Source organism: Pseudomaricurvus sp. HS19, assembly GCF_009857815.1.
In the GTDB taxonomy this organism is placed as follows: Bacteria; Pseudomonadota; Gammaproteobacteria; order Pseudomonadales; family Cellvibrionaceae; genus Pseudomaricurvus.
Map to the genome: position 1 here is coordinate 22,380 of NZ_WVVW01000016.1, position 19,447 is coordinate 41,826.

General features: G+C 59.6%; 17 protein-coding genes. 10 read left to right on the forward strand and 7 right to left on the reverse strand.

The window, feature by feature from the left end:
* Window positions 1-20: 20 nt before the first annotated feature.
* On the reverse strand, window positions 21-2,339 hold the full coding sequence (locus GSF27_RS16355) for an FdhF/YdeP family oxidoreductase (RefSeq protein ID WP_160971140.1): 2,319 nt from the start codon (window positions 2,337-2,339) through the stop codon (window positions 21-23).
* A complete protein-coding gene (locus GSF27_RS16360) occupies window positions 2,336-3,202 on the reverse strand; it encodes a formate dehydrogenase accessory sulfurtransferase FdhD (protein ID WP_160971141.1) in 867 nt (288 codons plus the stop codon). The genes GSF27_RS16355 and GSF27_RS16360 overlap by 4 nt, the downstream gene beginning before the upstream one ends.
* A gap of 294 nt (window positions 3,203-3,496) precedes the next feature.
* Here GSF27_RS16360 and prfC point away from each other — a divergent pair, with 294 nt between their 5' ends.
* The 6 genes from prfC to GSF27_RS16390 all read left to right on the forward strand — a co-directional run bounded on the left by prfC (window position 3,497) and on the right by GSF27_RS16390 (window position 9,284).
* A complete protein-coding gene (prfC, locus tag GSF27_RS16365; protein WP_160971142.1) occupies window positions 3,497-5,080 on the forward strand; it encodes a peptide chain release factor 3 in 1,584 nt (527 codons plus the stop codon).
* Between the two features lie 3 nt (window positions 5,081-5,083).
* The gene (locus GSF27_RS16370) at window positions 5,084-5,674 is read left to right on the forward strand and encodes a 1-acyl-sn-glycerol-3-phosphate acyltransferase (protein ID WP_370462622.1); all 591 of its coding nucleotides are present in this window, start codon (window positions 5,084-5,086) and stop codon (window positions 5,672-5,674) included.
* 893 nt (window positions 5,675-6,567) lie between these two features.
* Complete coding sequence (locus tag GSF27_RS16375) at window positions 6,568-6,987, forward strand: VOC family protein (protein WP_160971143.1); 420 nt, start codon at window positions 6,568-6,570, stop codon at window positions 6,985-6,987.
* A 23-nt stretch (window positions 6,988-7,010) separates the two neighbouring features.
* Complete coding sequence (locus GSF27_RS16380) at window positions 7,011-7,772, forward strand: TSUP family transporter (protein ID WP_370462623.1); 762 nt, start codon at window positions 7,011-7,013, stop codon at window positions 7,770-7,772.
* Window positions 7,773-7,785: 13 nt separating this feature from the next.
* Window positions 7,786-8,133, forward strand: a complete 348-nt coding sequence (locus GSF27_RS16385) for a hypothetical protein (protein ID WP_160971144.1) — start codon at window positions 7,786-7,788, stop codon at window positions 8,131-8,133.
* A gap of 110 nt (window positions 8,134-8,243) precedes the next feature.
* On the forward strand, window positions 8,244-9,284 hold the full coding sequence (locus GSF27_RS16390; protein ID WP_160971145.1) for an AI-2E family transporter: 1,041 nt from the start codon (window positions 8,244-8,246) through the stop codon (window positions 9,282-9,284).
* A 58-nt stretch (window positions 9,285-9,342) separates the two neighbouring features.
* Here GSF27_RS16390 and GSF27_RS16395 read toward each other — a convergent pair whose 3' ends face one another.
* Window positions 9,343-9,660 carry a hypothetical protein gene (locus tag GSF27_RS16395; protein ID WP_160971146.1) on the reverse strand — a complete coding sequence of 106 codons (318 nt, stop codon included), beginning with the start codon at window positions 9,658-9,660 and terminating at the stop codon, window positions 9,343-9,345.
* Between the two features lie 303 nt (window positions 9,661-9,963).
* Between GSF27_RS16395 and GSF27_RS16400 the strand changes: the two genes are divergently transcribed.
* Window positions 9,964-10,623 (forward strand): methyltransferase, encoded by a 660-nt coding sequence (locus GSF27_RS16400; RefSeq protein ID WP_237457613.1) that lies wholly within the window; start codon window positions 9,964-9,966, stop codon window positions 10,621-10,623.
* A gap of 261 nt (window positions 10,624-10,884) precedes the next feature.
* On the opposite strand, the gene nth is transcribed toward GSF27_RS16400, so the two are convergent.
* From nth to map, 4 genes are all read right to left on the reverse strand, one after another.
* The gene (gene nth, locus GSF27_RS16405; protein ID WP_160971209.1) at window positions 10,885-11,538 is read right to left on the reverse strand and encodes an endonuclease III; all 654 of its coding nucleotides are present in this window, start codon (window positions 11,536-11,538) and stop codon (window positions 10,885-10,887) included.
* Between the two features lie 37 nt (window positions 11,539-11,575).
* Complete coding sequence (gene dapC / locus GSF27_RS16410) at window positions 11,576-12,772, reverse strand: succinyldiaminopimelate transaminase (RefSeq protein ID WP_160971148.1); 1,197 nt, start codon at window positions 12,770-12,772, stop codon at window positions 11,576-11,578.
* Between the two features lie 80 nt (window positions 12,773-12,852).
* Window positions 12,853-15,546, reverse strand: a complete 2,694-nt coding sequence (locus GSF27_RS16415; RefSeq protein WP_160971149.1) for a [protein-PII] uridylyltransferase — start codon at window positions 15,544-15,546, stop codon at window positions 12,853-12,855.
* 94 nt (window positions 15,547-15,640) lie between these two features.
* Window positions 15,641-16,411, reverse strand: a complete 771-nt coding sequence (gene map, locus GSF27_RS16420) for a type I methionyl aminopeptidase (protein ID WP_160971150.1) — start codon at window positions 16,409-16,411, stop codon at window positions 15,641-15,643.
* 364 nt (window positions 16,412-16,775) lie between these two features.
* Between map and rpsB the strand changes: the two genes are divergently transcribed.
* The 3 genes from rpsB (at window position 16,776) to pyrH (ending at window position 19,398) form a co-directional block, all read left to right on the forward strand.
* The gene (rpsB, locus tag GSF27_RS16425) at window positions 16,776-17,525 is read left to right on the forward strand and encodes a 30S ribosomal protein S2 (protein WP_160971151.1); all 750 of its coding nucleotides are present in this window, start codon (window positions 16,776-16,778) and stop codon (window positions 17,523-17,525) included.
* Between the two features lie 124 nt (window positions 17,526-17,649).
* Window positions 17,650-18,519 (forward strand): translation elongation factor Ts, encoded by an 870-nt coding sequence (tsf, locus tag GSF27_RS16430; protein ID WP_160971152.1) that lies wholly within the window; start codon window positions 17,650-17,652, stop codon window positions 18,517-18,519.
* Window positions 18,520-18,657: 138 nt separating this feature from the next.
* Entirely contained in the window at window positions 18,658-19,398 is a 741-nt protein-coding gene (gene pyrH, locus GSF27_RS16435; RefSeq protein ID WP_160971153.1) for a UMP kinase, read from the forward strand.
* Window positions 19,399-19,447: the final 49 nt, after the last annotated feature.

Below are 19,447 nucleotides of genomic sequence, written 5' to 3' on the forward strand. Positions count from 1 at the left end.
GCCCCGTTGTTATCCCGGCATCAGGCAATCCGTTGCGACTGATGCTGGCGCAACTCCACCGCAATACTTTTGGAGGTGGGGGTACGACTGTCACCGGGGTGGCTGGCCAGTGGTACCAGCGGGTTGGTCTCCGGATAGTAGGCGGCGATGTTGCCTGCCGGTATGTCGTAAGGCACCAGGGTAAAGCCGTAAATCTCCCGGGTTTGTCCGTCATCCCACAGCGAGCGGATATCCACCTTGTCTCCTGCGTCAAAGCCCAGCCGGCGGATATCTTCCGGATGGATAAACAGCACCTGCCGTTCGCCGCTGATGCCGCGGTAGCGATCCTCCAGTCCATAGATGGTGGTGTTGTACTGGTCGTGGGAACGCAGGGTTTGCAGGATCAGTGTGGTGGGTTGCATCTGGCTGGCGGCATTGACTGGCACCACATGGTCGGGCAGCGGATGCGAGTGCATCTCCAGTTTGCCGCTGCTGGTCAGCCAGTGGCGTTCACGGGCCTCGTTGCCCAGGTAGAAGCCGCCCGGGTGCTGCAGGCGCTGGTTAAAGTTTTCAAAGCCGGGAATGGTGGCGGCAATGAGATCGCGAATGCGATCGTAGTCTGCCACCAGTTCTGACCAGTCCAGTGGAAAACTCCCCAGGGTGGCCTTGGCAATACCGGCAATAATGGCCGGCTCCGAACGCATGGTGTCCGCCAGGGGCTGCAGCAGGCCTTCGGAAGCGTGCACCATACTGAAGGAGTCTTCCACCGTGACTTTTTGTGATCCGCTGGCCTGCAGGTCGATGTCAGTACGCCCCAGGCAGGGCAGGATCAGCGCCTCGCGGCCGGTGGCCAGGTGGGAGCGGTTGAGCTTGGTGCTGATGTGCACGGTGAGTTGACAGTTGGCCAGTGCCTGCTCGGTCAGCGGTGTATCGGGTGTGGCGGCGGCAAAGTTGCCACCGAGGCCGATAAACACCTTGCTGTGACCGTCACGCATGGCAGCGATGGCTTCTACGGTGCTGTGGCCGTGCCGGCGCGGTGATTCAAAGCCGAACTGTTGATCCTGTGCGGCAAGAAACGCTTCGCCGGGCCGTTCATTGATGCCCATGGTGCGATCGCCCTGCACATTGCTGTGACCGCGCACCGGACAGAGGCCGGCACCGGGGCGACCAATATGCCCGCCCAGCGCCATCCAGTTCACCAGCTCGTGAATGGTGGGTACGGAGTGGTAGTGCTGGGTAATCCCCATGGCCCAGGTGGCAATCACTTTGCCGGCACCGGCGAAAATACGCGCTGCTGCGGCCAGCTCATCACGGCTCAGTCCCGACTGCTCTTCAATCTGTTGCCAGCTGCTGTCGCGCACCTGCTGCAGCCAGGTCTCACTGCCGCTGGTGTGGGCATTGAGAAACTCCTCGTCCAGTGTTTCACCCGACTCCAGCAGCAGTTTGGACATGCCGCGGATGGCGGCCATGTCACCACCCAGTTTGGGAGTCAGGTAGAGTGAATTCATGGTGGTGGCGGAATTGGTAAGCATCTCTGCCGGATCCTGGGGGTGCTGGAATTTTTCCAGTCCCCGTTCGCGCAGGGTGTTGAATACCACCACTTTGGCGCCGCGCTTCATGGCACTGCGCAGGGTCTCCAGCATACGCGGATGGTTGGTGCCAGGGTTCTGGCCAAACACAAAGATGGCGTCGGCCTCGGCAAAATCTTCCAGCGTCACCGTACCCTTGCCGACACCGATACTGCCGGTGAGCGCCACGCCACTGGCTTCGTGGCACATGTTGGAGCAGTCGGGAAAGTTATTGGTGCCGAAGGCGCGGCCGAACAATTGGTAGAGAAACGCCGCTTCGTTGCTGGCGCGGCCGGAGGTGTAGAGCTCCAGTTGATCCGGGTGCTGCAGCTGTTTGAGGTGCTGTGCAATCAGTGCGTAGGCATCTTCCCAGCTGACAGGTTCGTAGCAGTCGCTGTTGCGGTTGTAGCGCATGGGCTCGGTCAGGCGACCCTGGTACTCGAGGAAATAGCCGGACTGCTGCTTCAGCCAGCTCACCGGGTGCTGGCTGAAAAAGTGGCGATCCACCACTTTGGAGGTGGCTTCCCAGTTCACCGCCTTGGCGCCGTTTTCGCAGAAACGGATACGGTGGGGTTTGGCCTCTTCACCCCAGGCGCAGCCGGGGCAGTCAAAGCCCTTGTCCTGGTTGGTGTGCAGCAGGGAGCGGATATTCTTGACCGCGTTGTGACTTTGCAACAGGTGGTGGGTAGTGCTTTTCAGGGCGCCCCAGCCGCCGGCGGGCCCTTTGCCTGTATGCAGCGGAATCCCGGTGGCGGCCTTGTCGCCGTCGGTTGGTTTGGATTTCTCTTTCATGGTGTTGTCTCTGAGTCCGGTCCTGCATGTACCTGCACACGTTGTTGGCGGGTGACCTGCAGCAAATTGAGTCGGTAGTGGCGGGCCAGCTGGATGGCCAGGGTGCTGGGGCTGCCCAGGTGAAGCAGGGTGGAGAGGCGGGCACGTACCGCTTTCTGCACCAGCTCCACGCTGCTGCGGCTGCTCATCAGTACGCTGTGGTTCTCCAGCGCCACGCCCTGCAGCAGCGCGTGGCCTATGACTTTATCCAGTGCGTTGTGGCGGCCGATATCCTGCAGGCAGCAGAGGCTTTCTCCGTCCGGCGCCCGCAGCAGTGCAGCGTGCAGCCCGTTACCGGAGGGCTGCTGGAGTTGCTCGCGGGCCAGCAGGGCCTGCAGCCCCTGCAGCTGTTCGGGCGCCGGCAGTGCCGAGGGCGCCAGCGGTGCCAGTGCGGGCATGGCGGTGGCCAGTGCTTCGTGACCACAGAGACCGCAGCCGCTGCTGCCCTGCCGCAATTGCCGGGTATTGCGATAGCGCTGCCACTGCCGTGGGCTGATCTCCAGCTCAAGGGTAATGGTGTCGATCTCCGGCGACGGGTTGGCCGACTGCGGGGCCTCTGGCAGCAGTGGGCGCCGCAGATGGCTGACAGTGAGATCCCTCAGGTCGTCGATGCTATCAATGATGCCCTCGCTGAAGGCAAAGCCGGTGGCAAAGGCCTCCATGGCGGTGGGGGTCACCATCATGACGGCATGGGCGATGCCGTTGACTGTGATGCTGGCCGGCAGCTCAATGGCAGCTCCCGCCATGATTGGCGCATGGGTGTCGCTGTGCCCGGCGGATGGAGAGGATTGCCTGGGCGGATTGGGAGGCGACTGCGGATTCATGACTTCAGTAATCCCGGTTGGAAAAGAGGCCAACCTATCATTGTGAAACTAAAATTCCTATAAGGAAAATTACGTAAAGGCTCGCCAGCGGTTAACCGTTCCCGGTGTTGGGTGCATTTTCGCCGCTACCGGCCTTATCGCCTCTAAGCATAGTTCTCCGGGGACTGGCTGCCCGGGCCTGTCGGCGTGCCGTGTCATGGCTGGGTGTTGTCTGTATAATGCGCGCCACATTGAACAGCCCCCCATCAGCGTGCCGGCAGACCGCCGGGCCCGGGGCGTTATGCGGATTCAGACATGGCCAACAGCTCCTTCCTCAATGACATCAACCGCCGTCGCACCTTTGCGATTATCTCCCACCCGGATGCCGGTAAAACCACCATCACCGAAAAGCTGTTGCTGTTCGGCAATGCCATCCAGCTGGCGGGTTCGGTAAAGGGCAAGCGCGGCCCCCACGCCAAGTCCGACTGGATGACCATGGAGCAGGAGCGGGGGATCTCGGTCACCTCCTCGGTGATGCAGTTTCCCTACAAGGAGCGCATGGTCAACCTGCTGGACACCCCCGGTCACGAGGACTTCTCGGAAGATACCTACCGCACCCTTACCGCCGTGGACTCGGTGCTGATGGTCATTGATGGGGCCAAGGGTGTGGAAGATCGCACCATCAAACTGATGGATGTCTGCCGCCTGCGGGACACGCCAATTCTGGCCTTCGTCAACAAGATGGACCGGGATATCCGTGACCCCATCGAAGTGATGGACGAGATTGAAGAGGTGCTGAAGATCTCTGCGGCCCCTATTAACTGGCCACTGGGCATGGGCAAGAGCTTCAAGGGTGTCTACAACCTCTACACCGACACCATCCACGTCTATCAGCAGGGCATGGGCCACACCATCAATGACGACCTGCAGATCAAGGGGTTGGACAGCGCTGAGGCCAGCGAACTGCTGGGGGCTTACGCCGATGATATCCGCGAGGAGATCGAGCTGGTGCGTGGCGCCACCCACGAGTTCGATCTGGAGGAGTACCTGGCCGGACGCATGACGCCGGTGTTCTTCGGTACCGCCATGGGCAACTTTGGTGTGCGTGAAATGCTGGATGGTTTCGTGGAGTGGGCACCTGGTCCTCAGCCGCGTCCCACCGACGCCCGCCAGGTGGAGTCCTCGGAAGAAAAATTCTCCGGTTTTGTCTTTAAAATCCAGGCCAATATGGATCCCAAGCACCGCGACCGTATCGCCTTTATGCGGGTCTGCTCGGGCAAATACACCCAGGGCATGAAGATGCGTCATGTGCGCATCGGCAAGGATGTGAAGATCGCCGACGCAGTGACCTTCCTGGCTGGCGATCGCAGCCATGTGGAAGAGGCGGTGGCCGGTGACATTATCGGCCTGCATAACCACGGTACCATCCAGATCGGCGATACCTTTACCGAGGGCGAGCCGCTGAAATTTACCGGTATTCCACACTTTGCGCCGGAGCTGTTCCGCAAGATCCGGCTCAAGGATCCGCTCAAGGCCAAACAGCTGCAGAAGGGTTTGCAGCAGCTGTCGGAGGAGGGTTCCACCCAGGTGTTTTTCCCGTTGGACAGCAATGACATCGTCGTTGGCGCCGTGGGTGTACTACAGTTTGAGGTGGTGGCTTACCGTCTCAAGGATGAGTACAAGGTGGAAGCCATCTACGAACCGGTCAGTGTCACTACCGCGCGCTGGGTTGAATGTGGCGATAGCAAGAAGCTGGAAGAGTTCCGCCGCAAATGCAGTGACAACCTGGCGCTGGATGGTGGCGGTCACCTGACCTACCTGGCACCCACCCGGGTGAATCTCTCGCTTACCCAGGAGCGTCACCCGGATGTTGCCTTCTTCTCTACCCGGGAACATTGATCCGTGACTGCCGAGGTGACCATTCCAGCACAGATGCCGCGCCGGGGTACCTCCGGCTGGCAGAAGTTTGGCCGCTGGTTGCTGCGCATGCTTGGCTGGCGGCTGGAAGGTGAGTTGCCGGATGCCCCGCGCATTATGGTGATCCTCGCCCCGCACACTTCCAACTGGGATTTTATTGTCGGGGTGGCGGCCATTTTGTCACTGGATATGCGTATCTCCTTCCTGATGAAAAAAGAGGCGTTCTTCTGGCCCTGCAAAAACCTGTTTATGGGTCTGGGCGCCATTCCGGTGGATCGCCAGCAGGCCACTGACGTGGTGGGGCAGGCGGTGGAGTGGCTGCACACCCACGATAAGGTGTGGCTGGGCATTACCCCGGAAGGCACCCGCAGTCGTGTGCAACGCTGGAAAACAGGCTTTCTGCGTATCGCCGAGCGAGCTGATGTGCCTGTGTTACTTGTGGGGATGGATGCTACCCGCAAAGTGATCATTCTCGACAAACTGGTGCGGGCCAACGGTGATCATGAACAGCAGGCGGAAGAGATTCGCCAGTATATGAACGACAAGTTCATTGGGATTTGTCCGCAGAATCAATAAGGCCATTTTGGATGGCTTGTCTGTTTATTTGCGTGAATTTGAACAGTGGGGTTCGCTTTCCTTGGAGGGCGCAGGGATTACTTGTTTTGTAGTGGATTTGAGCTTTTGGTTTCGCTCTCCTGAGCGAGTCACTTTTCTTTGTTTGGGTAAAGAAATACCGATACAGCGGGCACACGTGAGTAACCAAAAGAAAGCCCAGCCCCACCTCCGCGCCGGAAAGCAAAAAGACGCTTTCCGGTTCCCTGTGCTCCTCGCGCTTCCGGCTTAGCCTTGATGCGCCGTCCCTGGCGCAACAAGGCTAAGCCGGCCGTCCATGGCCGTCTTCCCCCTCCAGCACTGCGGTGCTCGGCGCTGCGCAGGGGCCCCTGAGTCCGTGCCAGATCGGCTTCCATTTCATCCCACTTTCCGTCATTCCCGCGCAGGCGGGAATCCATAACCAACTGAATACTTTGGACTCCCGCCTGCGCGGGAGTGACGGATTATTTTGTGGCAGTCAGCTTTATCTGGTGTCTGTTTAAACGCGGTCCGGAGTGCGGACTCGATCCCCGTGCGAGCTGCCGAACGGAGGGCAGGCTGTGGGGGAGAAACGCACATGGACGTGCGCTTCAGGCCTGTTGGGCCAGGAGGGCCCATCAGGCCGGCCCCCGCAGACAGCCCGGAGAGAGGGGAGTCAGCTGGTGCTTCTTACCAGCTGATCAGCGAACCGGGCGCCGCTTTCTTTTGATTACTTTTCTTTTCGGCGAAAAAAGAAAAGTGACTCGCTCAGGAGAGCGAAACCAAAAGTTCAAATCCACTCCCAAAAAAATTCAAACCCACCAGTCCCTAAAAATCCGCCCCCAAACCACCTATACTCGTGAAACCCCCAGCACACAGCCCGTCAGAGGAGGCGCCTTATGTGGCCCCGTATGACCCACCTGGCAATGCACGTCACCAATCTGGAAGCCTGCATCGCTTTCTATGAGCGCTACTGCGGTATGCGCGTCTGCCACCGCCGCCACGGCGGCGCCATTGTGTGGATGGCCGAGCCCGGCCGCGAAACCGATTTTGTGTTTGTGATGATGAGTGGTGGTCACCGTGTGCCCCTGCCGTCGGGGGACTATCGCCACCTGGGTTTTGCGGTTGAGAGCCGGGAACGGGTGGATGAGCTGGCGGATCAGGCCCGCGCCGATGGTTGCCTGTTATGGGAGCCCCGCGAGGAGCCGTACCCGGTTGGCTATTACTGCGGCATCATCGATCCCGAAGGGCAACAGGTAGAGTTCAGCTATGGGCAGCCACTGGGGCCGGGTGCCGAGGGCATGACTCTGGAAGGGTAATGATCATTAACGGAGCGCAATAAGTGGGGGTTGAACAGCTGTCTGACCTGACCCTGGTGGCACTGGTGCTGGTCGCCTTTATTGCCGGCTTTGTCAGTGCCATTGCCGGTTCCGGTGGGTTGATCGTGTTACCGGTGCTGTTAACCGCCGGCGTGCCGCCACTCAACGCGCTGGCCACCAACAAGTTCCAGAGCGTCTGCGGCACCCTCACTTCAACCATCAATTTTCTGCGCAAGGGACACCTGGACCTGGCGTCCGTGCGCGGTACGGTAATCTATGCCCTGGTGGGGGCGGCACTGGGCACGCTCACGGTACAGCAGATCAGTCCGGAGCTGTTGAAGCAGATCCTGCCCTTTATCCTGATCCTGCTGGCCATCTATATCGCACTGTCGCCGCGTATGTCTGACAGCGATCACGAGCCGCGCTGGAGCCGCAACCGCTTTGATTGCCTGGTCGGTGGCGGCGTCGGCTTTTACGGTGGCTTCCTGGGGCCGGCCATGGGCTCCTTTTATGCGGTGGCCTACTCGGCCCTGAGGGGCTACAACCTGCGCCGCGCTACGGCTCATACCAAGCCACTGGTGCTGACGGTGAATTTTACCTCGCTGACCCTGTTTATCCTGGCCGGTCACGTCTGGTGGAAGCTGGCCCTGATGATGGCGGCGGCGCAGGTGGTCGGCGCGCGGCTGGGATCGCAGCTGGTGATTGATCGCGGTGCGGCGCTGGTGCAGCCGGTACTGATCGGGGTGACCTTGCTGCTGGCGCTGAAGCTGTTGGTGTTTCCGTGATTGTGGTGCTTACATGACCCTGTTGATTTCTGTATTGGCTGCGGTGGTCGTCAGTGTGCTGGTGACCCTGTTACTGCTGAATGTGCGCACGCCTCACTATCGCGCACAGCGCCGCCAGGCCCGACAGTTGTTGCAGTGGATGTTGTTGGGGCAGGCCAGTGAGCACCAGTGGCGCATTTTCTGTGAAATCCCCATTCGCCACGATCCGCCACTGGAAGCCATCCGGCGCTGCTGTGCCGATATTGATGAGCGCTGTTTTGTGGGGGATAACCGTGATGGTCACCTGTTGAACAAAGATGGCATGGCCGCCCTGGAACAGCAGCTACAGGAGTTACAGGCGCTTGAGGAGGCGGAGCCGTGATTGTGGATTTTGCCCTTTACCCCCATCCGAGTCTCTGAAATCATAGCGACGACCCATCTCCACGGCATTCGCATCGTGGCCATTTTTTGCGTACACAAGGACTTCTTCGCATGACATCCCAACCTGCACCAGTGACCCGCTTCCTGTTGCCCGCTGCCGCCTTTGTGATTGTGGTTGCCGGTATGCGTACAGCAGAGGCTATGCTGGTGCCGTTTCTGCTGTCACTGTTTATCGCGGTGATCTGTTCACCGCCACTGGTGTGGCTGAAGAGCCGTGGTGTGCCGGGGATGCTGTCGCTGCTGATCGTACTGCTCGGTATTATTGCCGCTGGGGTGACTGTGGGGGCGGTGGTGGGTGCGTCCATCAATGACTTCCGCGGTGACCTGCCGGATTACCAGGCGCGGCTGCTGGTGTTACGGGATCAGTTACAGATTTGGTTGCAGCAGCGTGGTTATAGCCTGCCATCGTCACTGATGCAGGACGTGTTGAACCCGTCGGTGATTCTCGGTTTTGTCGGTACGACCCTGTCGTCACTGGGCAATGTAATGACCAACGCTTTCCTTATCCTGCTGACGGTCATTTTTATCCTGGCGGAAGAGGTGCGCTTCGGGGACAAGCTGATCAGCAATCACCCTCGCGGTGAGCAGATGGTGGCGGCGCTGAGCCGTTTCACTCACAGCGTTAATCAATACATGGCGATCAAGAGCCTGCTCAGCCTGCTGACCGGCGGCCTGGTCTATTTGTGGCTGCTGTGGCTGGGGGTGGACTACCCGGTGCTGTGGGGCATGCTGGCGTTCCTGCTCAACTTCGTCCCCAACCTGGGCTCGATCCTGGCGGCGATTCCGGCGGTGTTGCTGGCCCTGATTCAATTGGGGGTTGGCGACGCAGTACTGACCGGTGTTGGCTACCTGCTGGTGAATACCCTGGTGGGCAATGTACTGGAGCCGCGCATTATGGGACGAGGCCTTAACCTGTCGACGCTGGTGGTGTTCCTGTCATTGGTGTTCTGGGGCTGGGTGCTGGGGCCGGTGGGTATGTTGCTGTCGGTACCCCTGACCATGACGGTGAAGATTGCGCTGGAAAGCAGCGACGGTACACGCTGGCTGGGGCAGATGCTGGGTTCAGGGGTGGTGACCGAAAAAGCGGGGTAGGGCTGGGCTGTCAGTTGGTGCGTGAAGCGCGCTGCTGCCTGCAGCTACCAGGCACTGATCAGAAGTTGTAGAAGAAGCGTACCTGCATGAATTCCTGGCCGATATCGGTCTGGTAGCGCATGCGGGTCAGGTCAAGGTCCTCTTTACTCTCTTCGCCGCGCAGGCGATCCAGCCAGCCTTGCTCGAGGCTCAGATAATCCTCGTCTTCCCGCTCCACCAGTGCCAGGTTTTCACTGTGTGCCGCGTCGCCGTGGCTCAGCAGGTCCAACCAGCGTCCCTCTTCACTGGCTTCGCCCGCCTGCGCACCGCCCGCCAGGGAGGCAGTTAAAAGCAGTGCCCATACCAGAACAGGTTTTTGCAATGCTGAAGCGGTCATCGCCGAAGGGTCTCGTCAGGAGGTTTTGGATTGATTGCAGTTTCCCGGAATTTGTCAGCAAAAGATGTTAATTGTGCAGCTTTTTTAGACCGATAGGTGATAGCCCTCACAAAGTCTGCCGGTTTGGTAATAAGAGGGGTTGTTTCGTGTTGGATTACCTGAGCAGGCTGTTGCCGACGTTGGTTGATTGACCTGTTGGATGGTTATAATGAGCCTGTCTTTCAGCCTCACGACCATACAGCCTCACGACGCTGGCAGGAACAAGCACCAGCCAGAGAAATGCATTCACACGGGACCTTTCGCTTGATCAACACACGCCTGACCGCTGCCGTGCAGGATATTTTGCCCACTGCCCGTATCGAAACCCTCAGTCTCGATAACGGTACCGGTATTTCGCTGTTTCTGATGAATGAAGATTACCCCCAGGACAGGTTGCCGCAGGAGGCTGCGCTTAAGCTGATGGAGCAGCCTTATTACTGGGCCTTCTGCTGGGCGTCAGGCCTGGTGTTGTCCCGTTACCTGCTGGACAATCCGCAGCTGGTGGCTGGCAAGCGGGTGGTGGATTTTGGGTGTGGCAGCGGCGTGATGGCCATCGCCGCGGCGATGGCCGGTGCGGCGGAAGTCATCGCCTGCGATATTGACCCGCTGGCACTGCTGGCCACGGAGGAGAATGCGCGCCTCAATGAGGTGACGCTCACCCTCAGCGATGACTTCGACAATATCACCGGCCCGGTGGACCTGATCCTGGTGGCGGACGTACTCTACGACCGCGATAATCTGCCGTGGCTGGCGCGCTTTATAGAGCGGGCCGACGATGTACTGATTGCCGACTCGCGGGTGAAGAACTTTGATTTTCCGCCCTATGAGCAGATTGCCCGGCGCGAGGGCTGCACCATGCCGGACCTGGACGAGTCTGCGGAGTTTCGCGATGTGCGGTTGTATCGGGGGCAGGCGGTGCGTTGAAGTCGCTTTCACGCCCTTGTAACCGCAGGGCGTTCTGTGTGCGAGGTCATTAACTCTCCCGGCTTATCTGGCAGCGCTCCGGCTCCCTGGTCGAACGGGAGTTGAGTCCGCACCACAAACATTCCGTCACTCCCGCGCAGGCGGGAGTCCATATTCCGCAGATCGCATGGATTCCTGCCTGCGCGGGAATGACGTGGATTTGTGTACCTTACCGGAAGGAACGCCTCGGGGATTGCCGCCTGTGCAGGAGTTGACCGTATTCTAGGGCTTGTGCACTTTCTTGGGATGCTTGCGCGCCGGGTAACAGCGCCGGCACAGTTCGCACACCGTGCCATCGCAACCGCGGGCAGTACAGTATTCCCGCCCGTAGAAGATGATCTGCAGATGCAGCTTGTTCCAGTCCTCTTGCGGGAACAGTCGCTTCAGGTCCTTCTCGGTCTGCTGCACATTCTTGCCGTTGGTCAGGCCCCAGCGCTGGGCCAGGCGGTGGATATGGGTGTCCACCGGGAATGCAGGCACACCAAAGGCCTGCGCCATCACCACGCCGGCAGTCTTGTGGCCTACCCCGGGCAGCTGCTCCAGCGCTTCCATATCTGCCGGCACTTCGCCGTTGTATTTTTCCACCAGGATCTGTGACAGGCCGGCAATGGCTTTGGCTTTCTGTGGTGACAGGCCGCAGGGGCGAATCACCGCCTGAATCTCCTCCACCGAACGGTGCATCATGTCGAAGGGGTTGTCGGCCAGCTGCCAGAGTGCGGGAGTGACCTGGTTGACCCGTTCATCGGTGCACTGTGCCGACAGCAGTACCGCCACCAGCAGGGTGTAGGGATCCTTGTGATCCAGCGGTACCGGTGGCTCCGGGTAGAGTTCCTTGAGGCGTTCATGGATTACACGCACCCGCTCGTTTTTGGGCAGGTTTTTCACTTCAGTCACGGTTGACACTACCCCATGCTCAGCCGCGGCTGAGGAAATCCTTAATCCGCTCTGCGGCTTCCACACACTCTTCCAGGGTGGCTACCAGTGCCATGCGTACATGGTGCTCGCCCGGGTTAATGCCGTCCGCGTCGCGGGCGATAAAGCGGCCCGGCAGTACGGTGATGTGCTGTTCGGCGAACAGGCGCTGGGCGAAGTCGGTGTCACTCATGTCGGTCTTGGGCCAGAGATAGAAACTGGCATCGGGCTTGGTCACATCCAGTTGACCCTGCAGGATGGAGAGCACCGCATCGAACTTGGCGCGGTAGGCGTCACGGTTGGCCAATACGTGCCCTTCGTCCTGCCAGGCGGCAATGGAGGCCAGCTGGTTGGGGATCGCCATGGCGCAGCCGTGGTAGGTGCGGTAGAGCAGGAAGCGGCTCATGATCTCCGCATCGCCGGCCACAAAGCCGGAGCGCAGGCCCGGCAGGTTTGAGCGTTTGGAGAGGGAGTGGAATACCACACAGCGATGGAAGTCGTGACGGCCCAGCTCGGCACAGGCCTGCAGCAGTCCCACCGGCGGGTTGGCCTCATCGAAATAGAGCTCCGAGTAGCACTCGTCACTGGCGATTACAAAGTCGTGCTCGTCCGCCAGGGCAATCAGCTTTTTCAGTGTATCGGTATCGATCACGGCGCCGGTGGGGTTGCCGGGAGAGCAGAGGAACAACAGCTGGCAGCGCTGCCACACATCGGCGGGTACGGCATCAAAGTCCGGCAGGTAGCGGTTCTCCTGCAGGCAGTTGAGGAAGTACGGCTCGGCTCCGGCGAGAAAGGCTGCGCCTTCGTAAATCTGGTAGAAGGGGTTGGGGCTCACTACCAGCGGATTCGACGTGCGATCCACCACTGCCTGGGTAAAGGCAAACAGGGCTTCGCGGGTGCCATTTACCGGCAGCACATGGCGCTCGGCATCCACACTGCCGGCCTGCAGGCTGAAACGTTGCTCCAGCCACTGGCTGATGGCCTGGCGCAACTCCGGCAAGCCTTTGGAGTTGGGATAGTTGGCCAGCCGTGGCAGGTTAGCGGCCAGGCTGTCGAGCACAAACTGCGGCGGCAGGTGTTTGGGTTCGCCGATGGAGAGGGCGATGTGCGCCAGGTTGGCCGGTGGGGTGACGCCGGCCTTGAGGGCATTGAGCTTCTCAAACGGATAGGGTTGCAGGCGCTGCAGGTCTGGGTTCATGTTGCTCTCGTTAATTTCTCTGTCGGCTCGTTAAATTCTGTGTCAGCTCGTCAATTCGTTGCCGGTTCAGGTCGCAGGTGTCAGCCCTGCTGACTGTGTTCAACCTGCTGGTCCAGCTGGGTACAGATGGCATCCTGCAGCTGGCGGCAGATATTCGGGTCACTCAGCGGTTCGCCGTTAGTGTCGGTAATAAAGAAAATATCTTCCACCCGCTCTCCCAGGGTAGTGATCTTGGCATTGCTGATCTGGATGCCGAACTCCAGGAAGATACGTGCAACCAGTGCCAGCAGGCCCGGACGGTCAGGTGTGATCACCTCCAGGATGGTGGTGTTGGTTTTGATATCGTTGCTGATGCTGGTGCGGGTTTTGATGGGGAAGCTCTTCAGCTGTCGCGGTGTGCGACGGGAGATGATATCGCCCACGTTGTCCACCTGCTCCAGTGCTTTCTCCAGGGTGGTGTGGATCTTCTGGTGCAGGGCCGGGTTGTCGCCGATGGGCTGCTTGTTGGTGTCCAGCACATAGAAGGTATCAATGGTGTAGCCACCGCGCTCGGTGTTGTAGATGCGCGCATCCTGAATGGAGAGGTTCAGGTAGTCGATGGCGGTTGCCACCGCGGCGAAAACGTTGCTGCGGTCGCGGGTGCGGACAAAAATCTCTGTGGCGCCCTCATGCTTGAGGCTGGTGGTTTCGCGTACCAGGATCAGGTCGCTGGTGCTGTTGTGGCGGATGATGGCGCCACTCTGCCAGGCGATTTCCGCCGCGCTTTCCCGCAGGAAATAGTCGTCTTCGAGGTAGCTCCACAGCGCCTGGATCGAGTCGCGGGAGTAACCCTGGCCGGTCAATATGGCCATGGCGCTCTCCTGGGTATCGTTGATCAGGTCCTGGCGGTCGATAGGATTTTCCAGCCCGCGGCGCAGGGCGCGCAGGGTTTCGTTGTAGAGCTGGCGCATGAGGCTGGCACGCCAGGTGGTCCACAGCGTCGGGTTGGTGGCGTTGATGTCGGCCACAGTTAGGGCAAACAGGTAGTCCAGGTGCAGGCGGTCACCCACCTCCGCGGCAAACTTGTGAATCACATCGGGATCGGAGATGTCCTGCTTCTGGGAAACCGCGGACATGATCAGGTGCTTCTCCACCAGCCAGGCGACCAGGCGACACTCCCAGGTACTGAGTCCGTGCCGCTGGCAGAAGTCGAAGGCATCCGTGGCCCCAAGGGTGGAGTGATCGCCACCGCGACCCTTGGCGATGTCGTGGTAGAGGCCGGCCATGTACAGCAGCTCCGGCTTGGGCAGCTGGCGCATGCACTGCCAGGCCACCGGGAACTGGTCCTTGGCCTCCGGCTCGCGCAGCAGGCGCATATTCCTGATCACCGACAGGGTGTGGGCATCCACGGTATAGATGTGGAACAGGTCGTGCTGCATCTGGCCGATAATCTCACCGAACTCCGGCAGGTAGCGGCCCAGGATGTTGTAGCGCTTCATACGCTCCAGCTGGGTCACCAGGGAGTATTTGCAGCGCAGCAGATCCACAAACAGCTGGGTGTTGCGGGGATCGGTGCGGAAGTTATCGTCGATCAGGTCGCGGTGTTCGCGCAGCAGGCGGATGGTTTCGGGGCGCACGCCGATGATGCTGTCGTCGTTGCCCATAAGCACAAAGATCTCCAGCAGTGCCGAGGGATCTTCCACAAACACGTTATCGTGCGTGACTTCGATGTAGTGATCGCGCAGCTGGAAACGCTCGTTGATAGCGACGATATCTGCGCTGCTGTTGTGGTGCAGCAAGGCCAGGTCCAGGTAGCTGAGCAGCACATCGTTGAGCTCGCCCAGCGACAGCACGGTGCGGTAGTAGCGGTGCATAAATTGCTCCACTGCCAGCCCCTTGTCGCTGTCCCGGTAACCGAACTCCTTGGCCAGCTGGCGCTGGTAGTCAAACAGCAGTCGTTCCTCCGGGCGTCCCGCCAGCCGGTGCAGTCCATAGCGCACCTTCCACAGGAACTCTTCGCCGCCGCGCAGCAGTGCGAACTCCTCTTCGCTGAAAAACTCCTGGCCGACCAGCTGCTTGAGGGTGCGTACCCCGTAGTAGCGTTTGGCCACCCAGGCGATGGTCTGGATGTCCCGCAGGCCACCGGGGGCGTTTTTGACGTTGGGCTCGAGGTTGTACTCGGTGTTGTTGTACTTGCGGTGGCGCGCCTGCTGCTCTGCCAGCTTGGCTTTGAAGAACTGATCCGCCGGCCACATGTGCTCGGGCTGGGTCAGTCGTTGCAGTTCGCTGCCGATGACACTGCTGCCGACAATGGTGCGGCACTCCATCAGGTTGGTAGCCACGGTGATATCTTCGCGGGCGATCTGTACGCATTGGTCGATGGTGCGCACACTGTGGCCAATATCGAGACCGATGTCCCACAGCAGCAACAGTAGCTGCTGGGCGGCTTCCAGGTCCTGGGGGTTTTCCTCCCTCATCAGCAGCAGCAGGTCAATGTCGGAGCGGGGATGCAGCTCGCCGCGGCCATAGCCGCCAACCGCAATCAGTGCCACCTGGTCGCTCCAGCTGAACTGGTGCCAGGCATAGTGCAGCATACAGTCGATAAACAGCGCGCGGTCGTAGATCAGGTGGGCGATGTCTTCGCCTTCGTCAAAGCGGCCATCCAGGTGTCCGTTGGCGGCACTGATGGCGTCCTTGAAGACCGGGATGGTGCGGTTGCCTGCGCCTTCCAGCGCCAGTCGGAAACGCTCCTGATTAAAGAAGAACAGGGGCCTTTCAAAGTAGGGGATTTTCATGCTGCCTTGCTCTTAACAACCGCGGGTCTTGCGCTTTTGCCTGAAAGATCAGGCTGCATGCGGCAGCGGGGTCGCTGCCGCGCCGGGTAAATGGTCAGAATGTCTCGTCCGGGCGTCGGGTCAGCACTTCCACGCCGTCGGCGGTGACGACGAGAGTGTGTTCCCACTGGGCGGAGAGGCGCTTGTCGCGGGTTTCTACCGTCCAGCCATCCTTGAGGAGTTTGGTGCCAGCCTTGCCGGCATTGATCATGGGCTCGATGGTGAAGGTCATACCTTCTTTCAGCTCCATGCCCGTATTGGGTTTGCCGTAGTGCAGCACCTGGGGTTCTTCGTGGAAGACGTCGCCAATACCGTGGCCACAGTACTCACGCACCACGGAGTAGTAGTTGCTTTCGGCGTGCTGCTGGATGACATGGCCGATATCGCCGAGGCGACAACCGGGCTTGACCATCTCAATGCCTTTATAGAGGCATTCCTGGGTCACCTGGATCAGCCGCTCGGCGTGGGGGGCGACCTTGCCTACACAGAACATCTTGCTGGTGTCGCCGTACCAGCCATCGGCAATTACGGTGATGTCGAGATTGACGATGTCGCCGCTCTTGAGAATTTTCTTCTCCGAGGGGATGCCGTGGCACACCACCTGGTTGACCGAGGTACAGATGGATTTGGGGAAGCCCTTGTAGTTGAGAGGGGCGGGCACCACCTTCTGCACATTGACCATGTAGTCGTGGCAGATGCGATCCAGCTCGCCGGTGCTGATGCCCGGTTCCACGTAGGGGGCGATCATCTCCAGCACATCGGCGGCCAGGCGGCCGGCAACACGCATCTTCTCGATTTGCTCTGGTGTTTTGATACTGACTTTCATAGGAATCCGGTGTTCGGCCGTTGGCAGGACGGCGGGGTCGACACTTGCGGCAGGCCCGCGCTGCGCAAAACGCAAATCGGGGCCGGCGCAAAAAGGGGGTATTGTAAACCATGCCCGCGGTCAGCCATAGGGTGGTAGTAGGCGCCAGATACCGGCTTTTTGCTTTTCTCGGTTGGCTGGTTGTGGTATAAAGCGCGCCCGGAATCGAGTGTGGCAGGGTTTTGTCCCCGCCAGCGGGTTCCGGGAAACACACTTAATGAACGTCACACATATACCGGCACATCGTGTCTGGGTGCCTCCGGCGGCAAGCCGCAGGGGGTTGACCGGTGGGGTATATGGAGGCCTAACCCAAGGAAATCTGATTATGCCAAATGTAAGCATGCGCGATATGCTGCAGGCTGGTGTGCACTTCGGTCACCAGACCCGCTACTGGAACCCCAAGATGGGCAAATTCATCTTCGGCGCCCGCAACAAGATTCATATCATCAACCTGGAGCACACTGTTCCTGCCTTCAACGAAGCTCTGCAGGTTATCCAGCAGATGGCTTCCCAGAAGAAGAAGATCATGTTCGTAGGTACCAAGCGTGCCGCCGCCAAGATCATCAAGGAGCAAGCCGAGCGCGCTGGCCAGCCATACGTAAGCCACCGCTGGTTGGGTGGTATGCTGACCAACTACAAAACCATCCGTGCTTCCATCCGTCGCTACCGTGAGCTGGAAACCCAGCAGTCCGACGGTACTTTCGAGAAGCTGACCAAGAAAGAAGCCCTGATGCGCTCCCGCACCAAAGACAAGCTGGAGAACTCCATCGGTGGTATTAAAGACATGGGCGGCCTGCCGGATGCCATGTTCGTGATCGACGTTGAGCACGAGCGCATCGCCATCCAGGAAGCCAACAAGCTGGGTATCCCTGTAATCGGTATCGTTGATACCAACAGTGATCCTGCTGGCGTTGACTACGTCATTCCAGGTAACGACGACGCCATCCGCGCCGTTAAGCTGTACGTGACTGCGGTTGCCGATGCCTGTCTGGAAGGCGCTGCCAATGCACAGACTGCTGCCCCTAAAGCTGACGAGTTCGTTGAAGTTAACGAAGACGACGCTGCCGCTCAGTAAGCGCGGCCCGGGCTTACCGGCCCTCCGTTGTGCACCAGTGGCACGGGAGGGCTGACGAAAAGGGGCTTCAGGCCCCTTTTTCCGACCTAAATTTCGACTGCAAGAATTCTGAGAGGATAATGTCATGGCAGCTATTTCTGCTTCCCTGGTAAAAGAACTGCGCGAGCGTACCGGTCTCGGCATGATGGAGTGTAAAAAAGCCCTGGCTGAGGCCGATGGCAGCATCGATCTGGCGATCGAGAACCTGCGCAAGGCGTCCGGCCTGAAGGCTGAGAAGAAAGCCGGTCGTACTGCTGCTGAAGGTGTGGTTGCGGTCAAAGTGGCTGACGACAACAGCTACGCGGTAGTGGTTGAAGTGAACTCCGAAACCGACTTCGCTGCCCGCGACGCCGGCTTCCTGGCGTTTGCCGACAAAGTGGTTGCTGCCGCCTTTGCCGCCAAAAACGAAGACGTTGCCGCCCTGATGGCTGCCGGCCTGGAAGATGATCGTCAGGCTCTGGTACAGAAAATCGGTGAAAACATCGGCGTGCGCCGCGTTTCCGTGGTTGAAGGTGGTGTGATCGGTGCTTACGTTCACTCCAACAGCCGTATCGCTGTTCTGGCCAAGCTGGAAGGTGGCTCCGAGGAAGTGGCCAAGGACGTTGCCATGCACGTTGCTGCCGTTAACCCTCGCGTTGTAAATCCTGCAGATATGCCGGAAGAGGAAGTGGCCAAAGAGAAAGACATCATCAAGGCCCAGCCTGATATGGAAGGCAAGCCCGAGAACATCGTTGAGAAGATGATGGTTGGCCGTATCAACAAGTTCCTGAAGGAAAACAGCCTCACCGAGCAGGCTTTCGTTAAGGATCCTGAAGTGACTGTTGGTCAGCTGGTCAAGAAAGCCGGTGCTACCATTGCCTCTTTCGTACGTATGGAAGTGGGTGAGGGTATCGAGAAAGAAGAGGCTGACTTCGCTGCTGAAGTTGCTGCCCAGGTTGAAGCATCGCGTAAGTAAGCGCCTGTTCGACCTCAGCCCGGAGCCCCTGCAAAGGGGATGCCGGGCAGCTGATTTCTGAAAGGCGGGGGTCGCTACCCCCGCCTTTTTGCTGTTAAACTCTCGAAAATTTGTGGTTCGGACGGGAGACTGAATTCGATGGCCGCGGCATCTGCTCGTGACAAGAAATACAAGCGCATACTCCTCAAACTGAGTGGTGAGGAGCTGATGGGCGCCGAGGGGTTCGGGATAGACCCCAGGGTGCTGGACAAGATGGCGCTGGAAATTGGGCAGCTGGTGGGTATCGGCGTACAGGTGGGATTGGTGATTGGCGGCGGTAACCTGTTCCGCGGCGCCGCCCTCAGCGCCGCCGGGCTGGACCGGGTAACCGGCGACCACATGGGCATGCTGGCCACGGTGATGAACGCCCTGGCCATGCGCGACGCCCTGGAGCGCAGCAACATCTCCAGCCGGGTGATGTCCTCCATCCCCATGAGCGGCATTGTGGATCACTACGACCGCCGCAAGGCCATCCGCTACCTGGAGCAGGGTGAAGTGGTCATCTTCGCCGCCGGTACCGGTAACCCCTTCTTTACCACCGACTCCGCCGCCTGCCTGCGCGGGATTGAGGTAGAGGCCGATATCGTCCTCAAGGCTACCAAGGTAGACGGTGTCTACAGCGCCGATCCCATGAAAGACCCCACCGCCACCCGTTACGAGCGTCTCACCTACGACGAGGTGCTGGACAAGAAACTGGGGGTCATGGACCTCACCGCCATCTGCCTGTGCCGCGAGCAGGATATGCCACTGCGGGTATTCCGGATGGATAAGGCCGGGGCCCTGCTGAACATTATCAAGGGTGAGGATGAAGGCACCCTGATTGAAGAGGTTGTGCGCTGATCGCGTCCGCCTTACTGCCTGTTACAGGTGGCAGCGGCCGAGCAGGCGC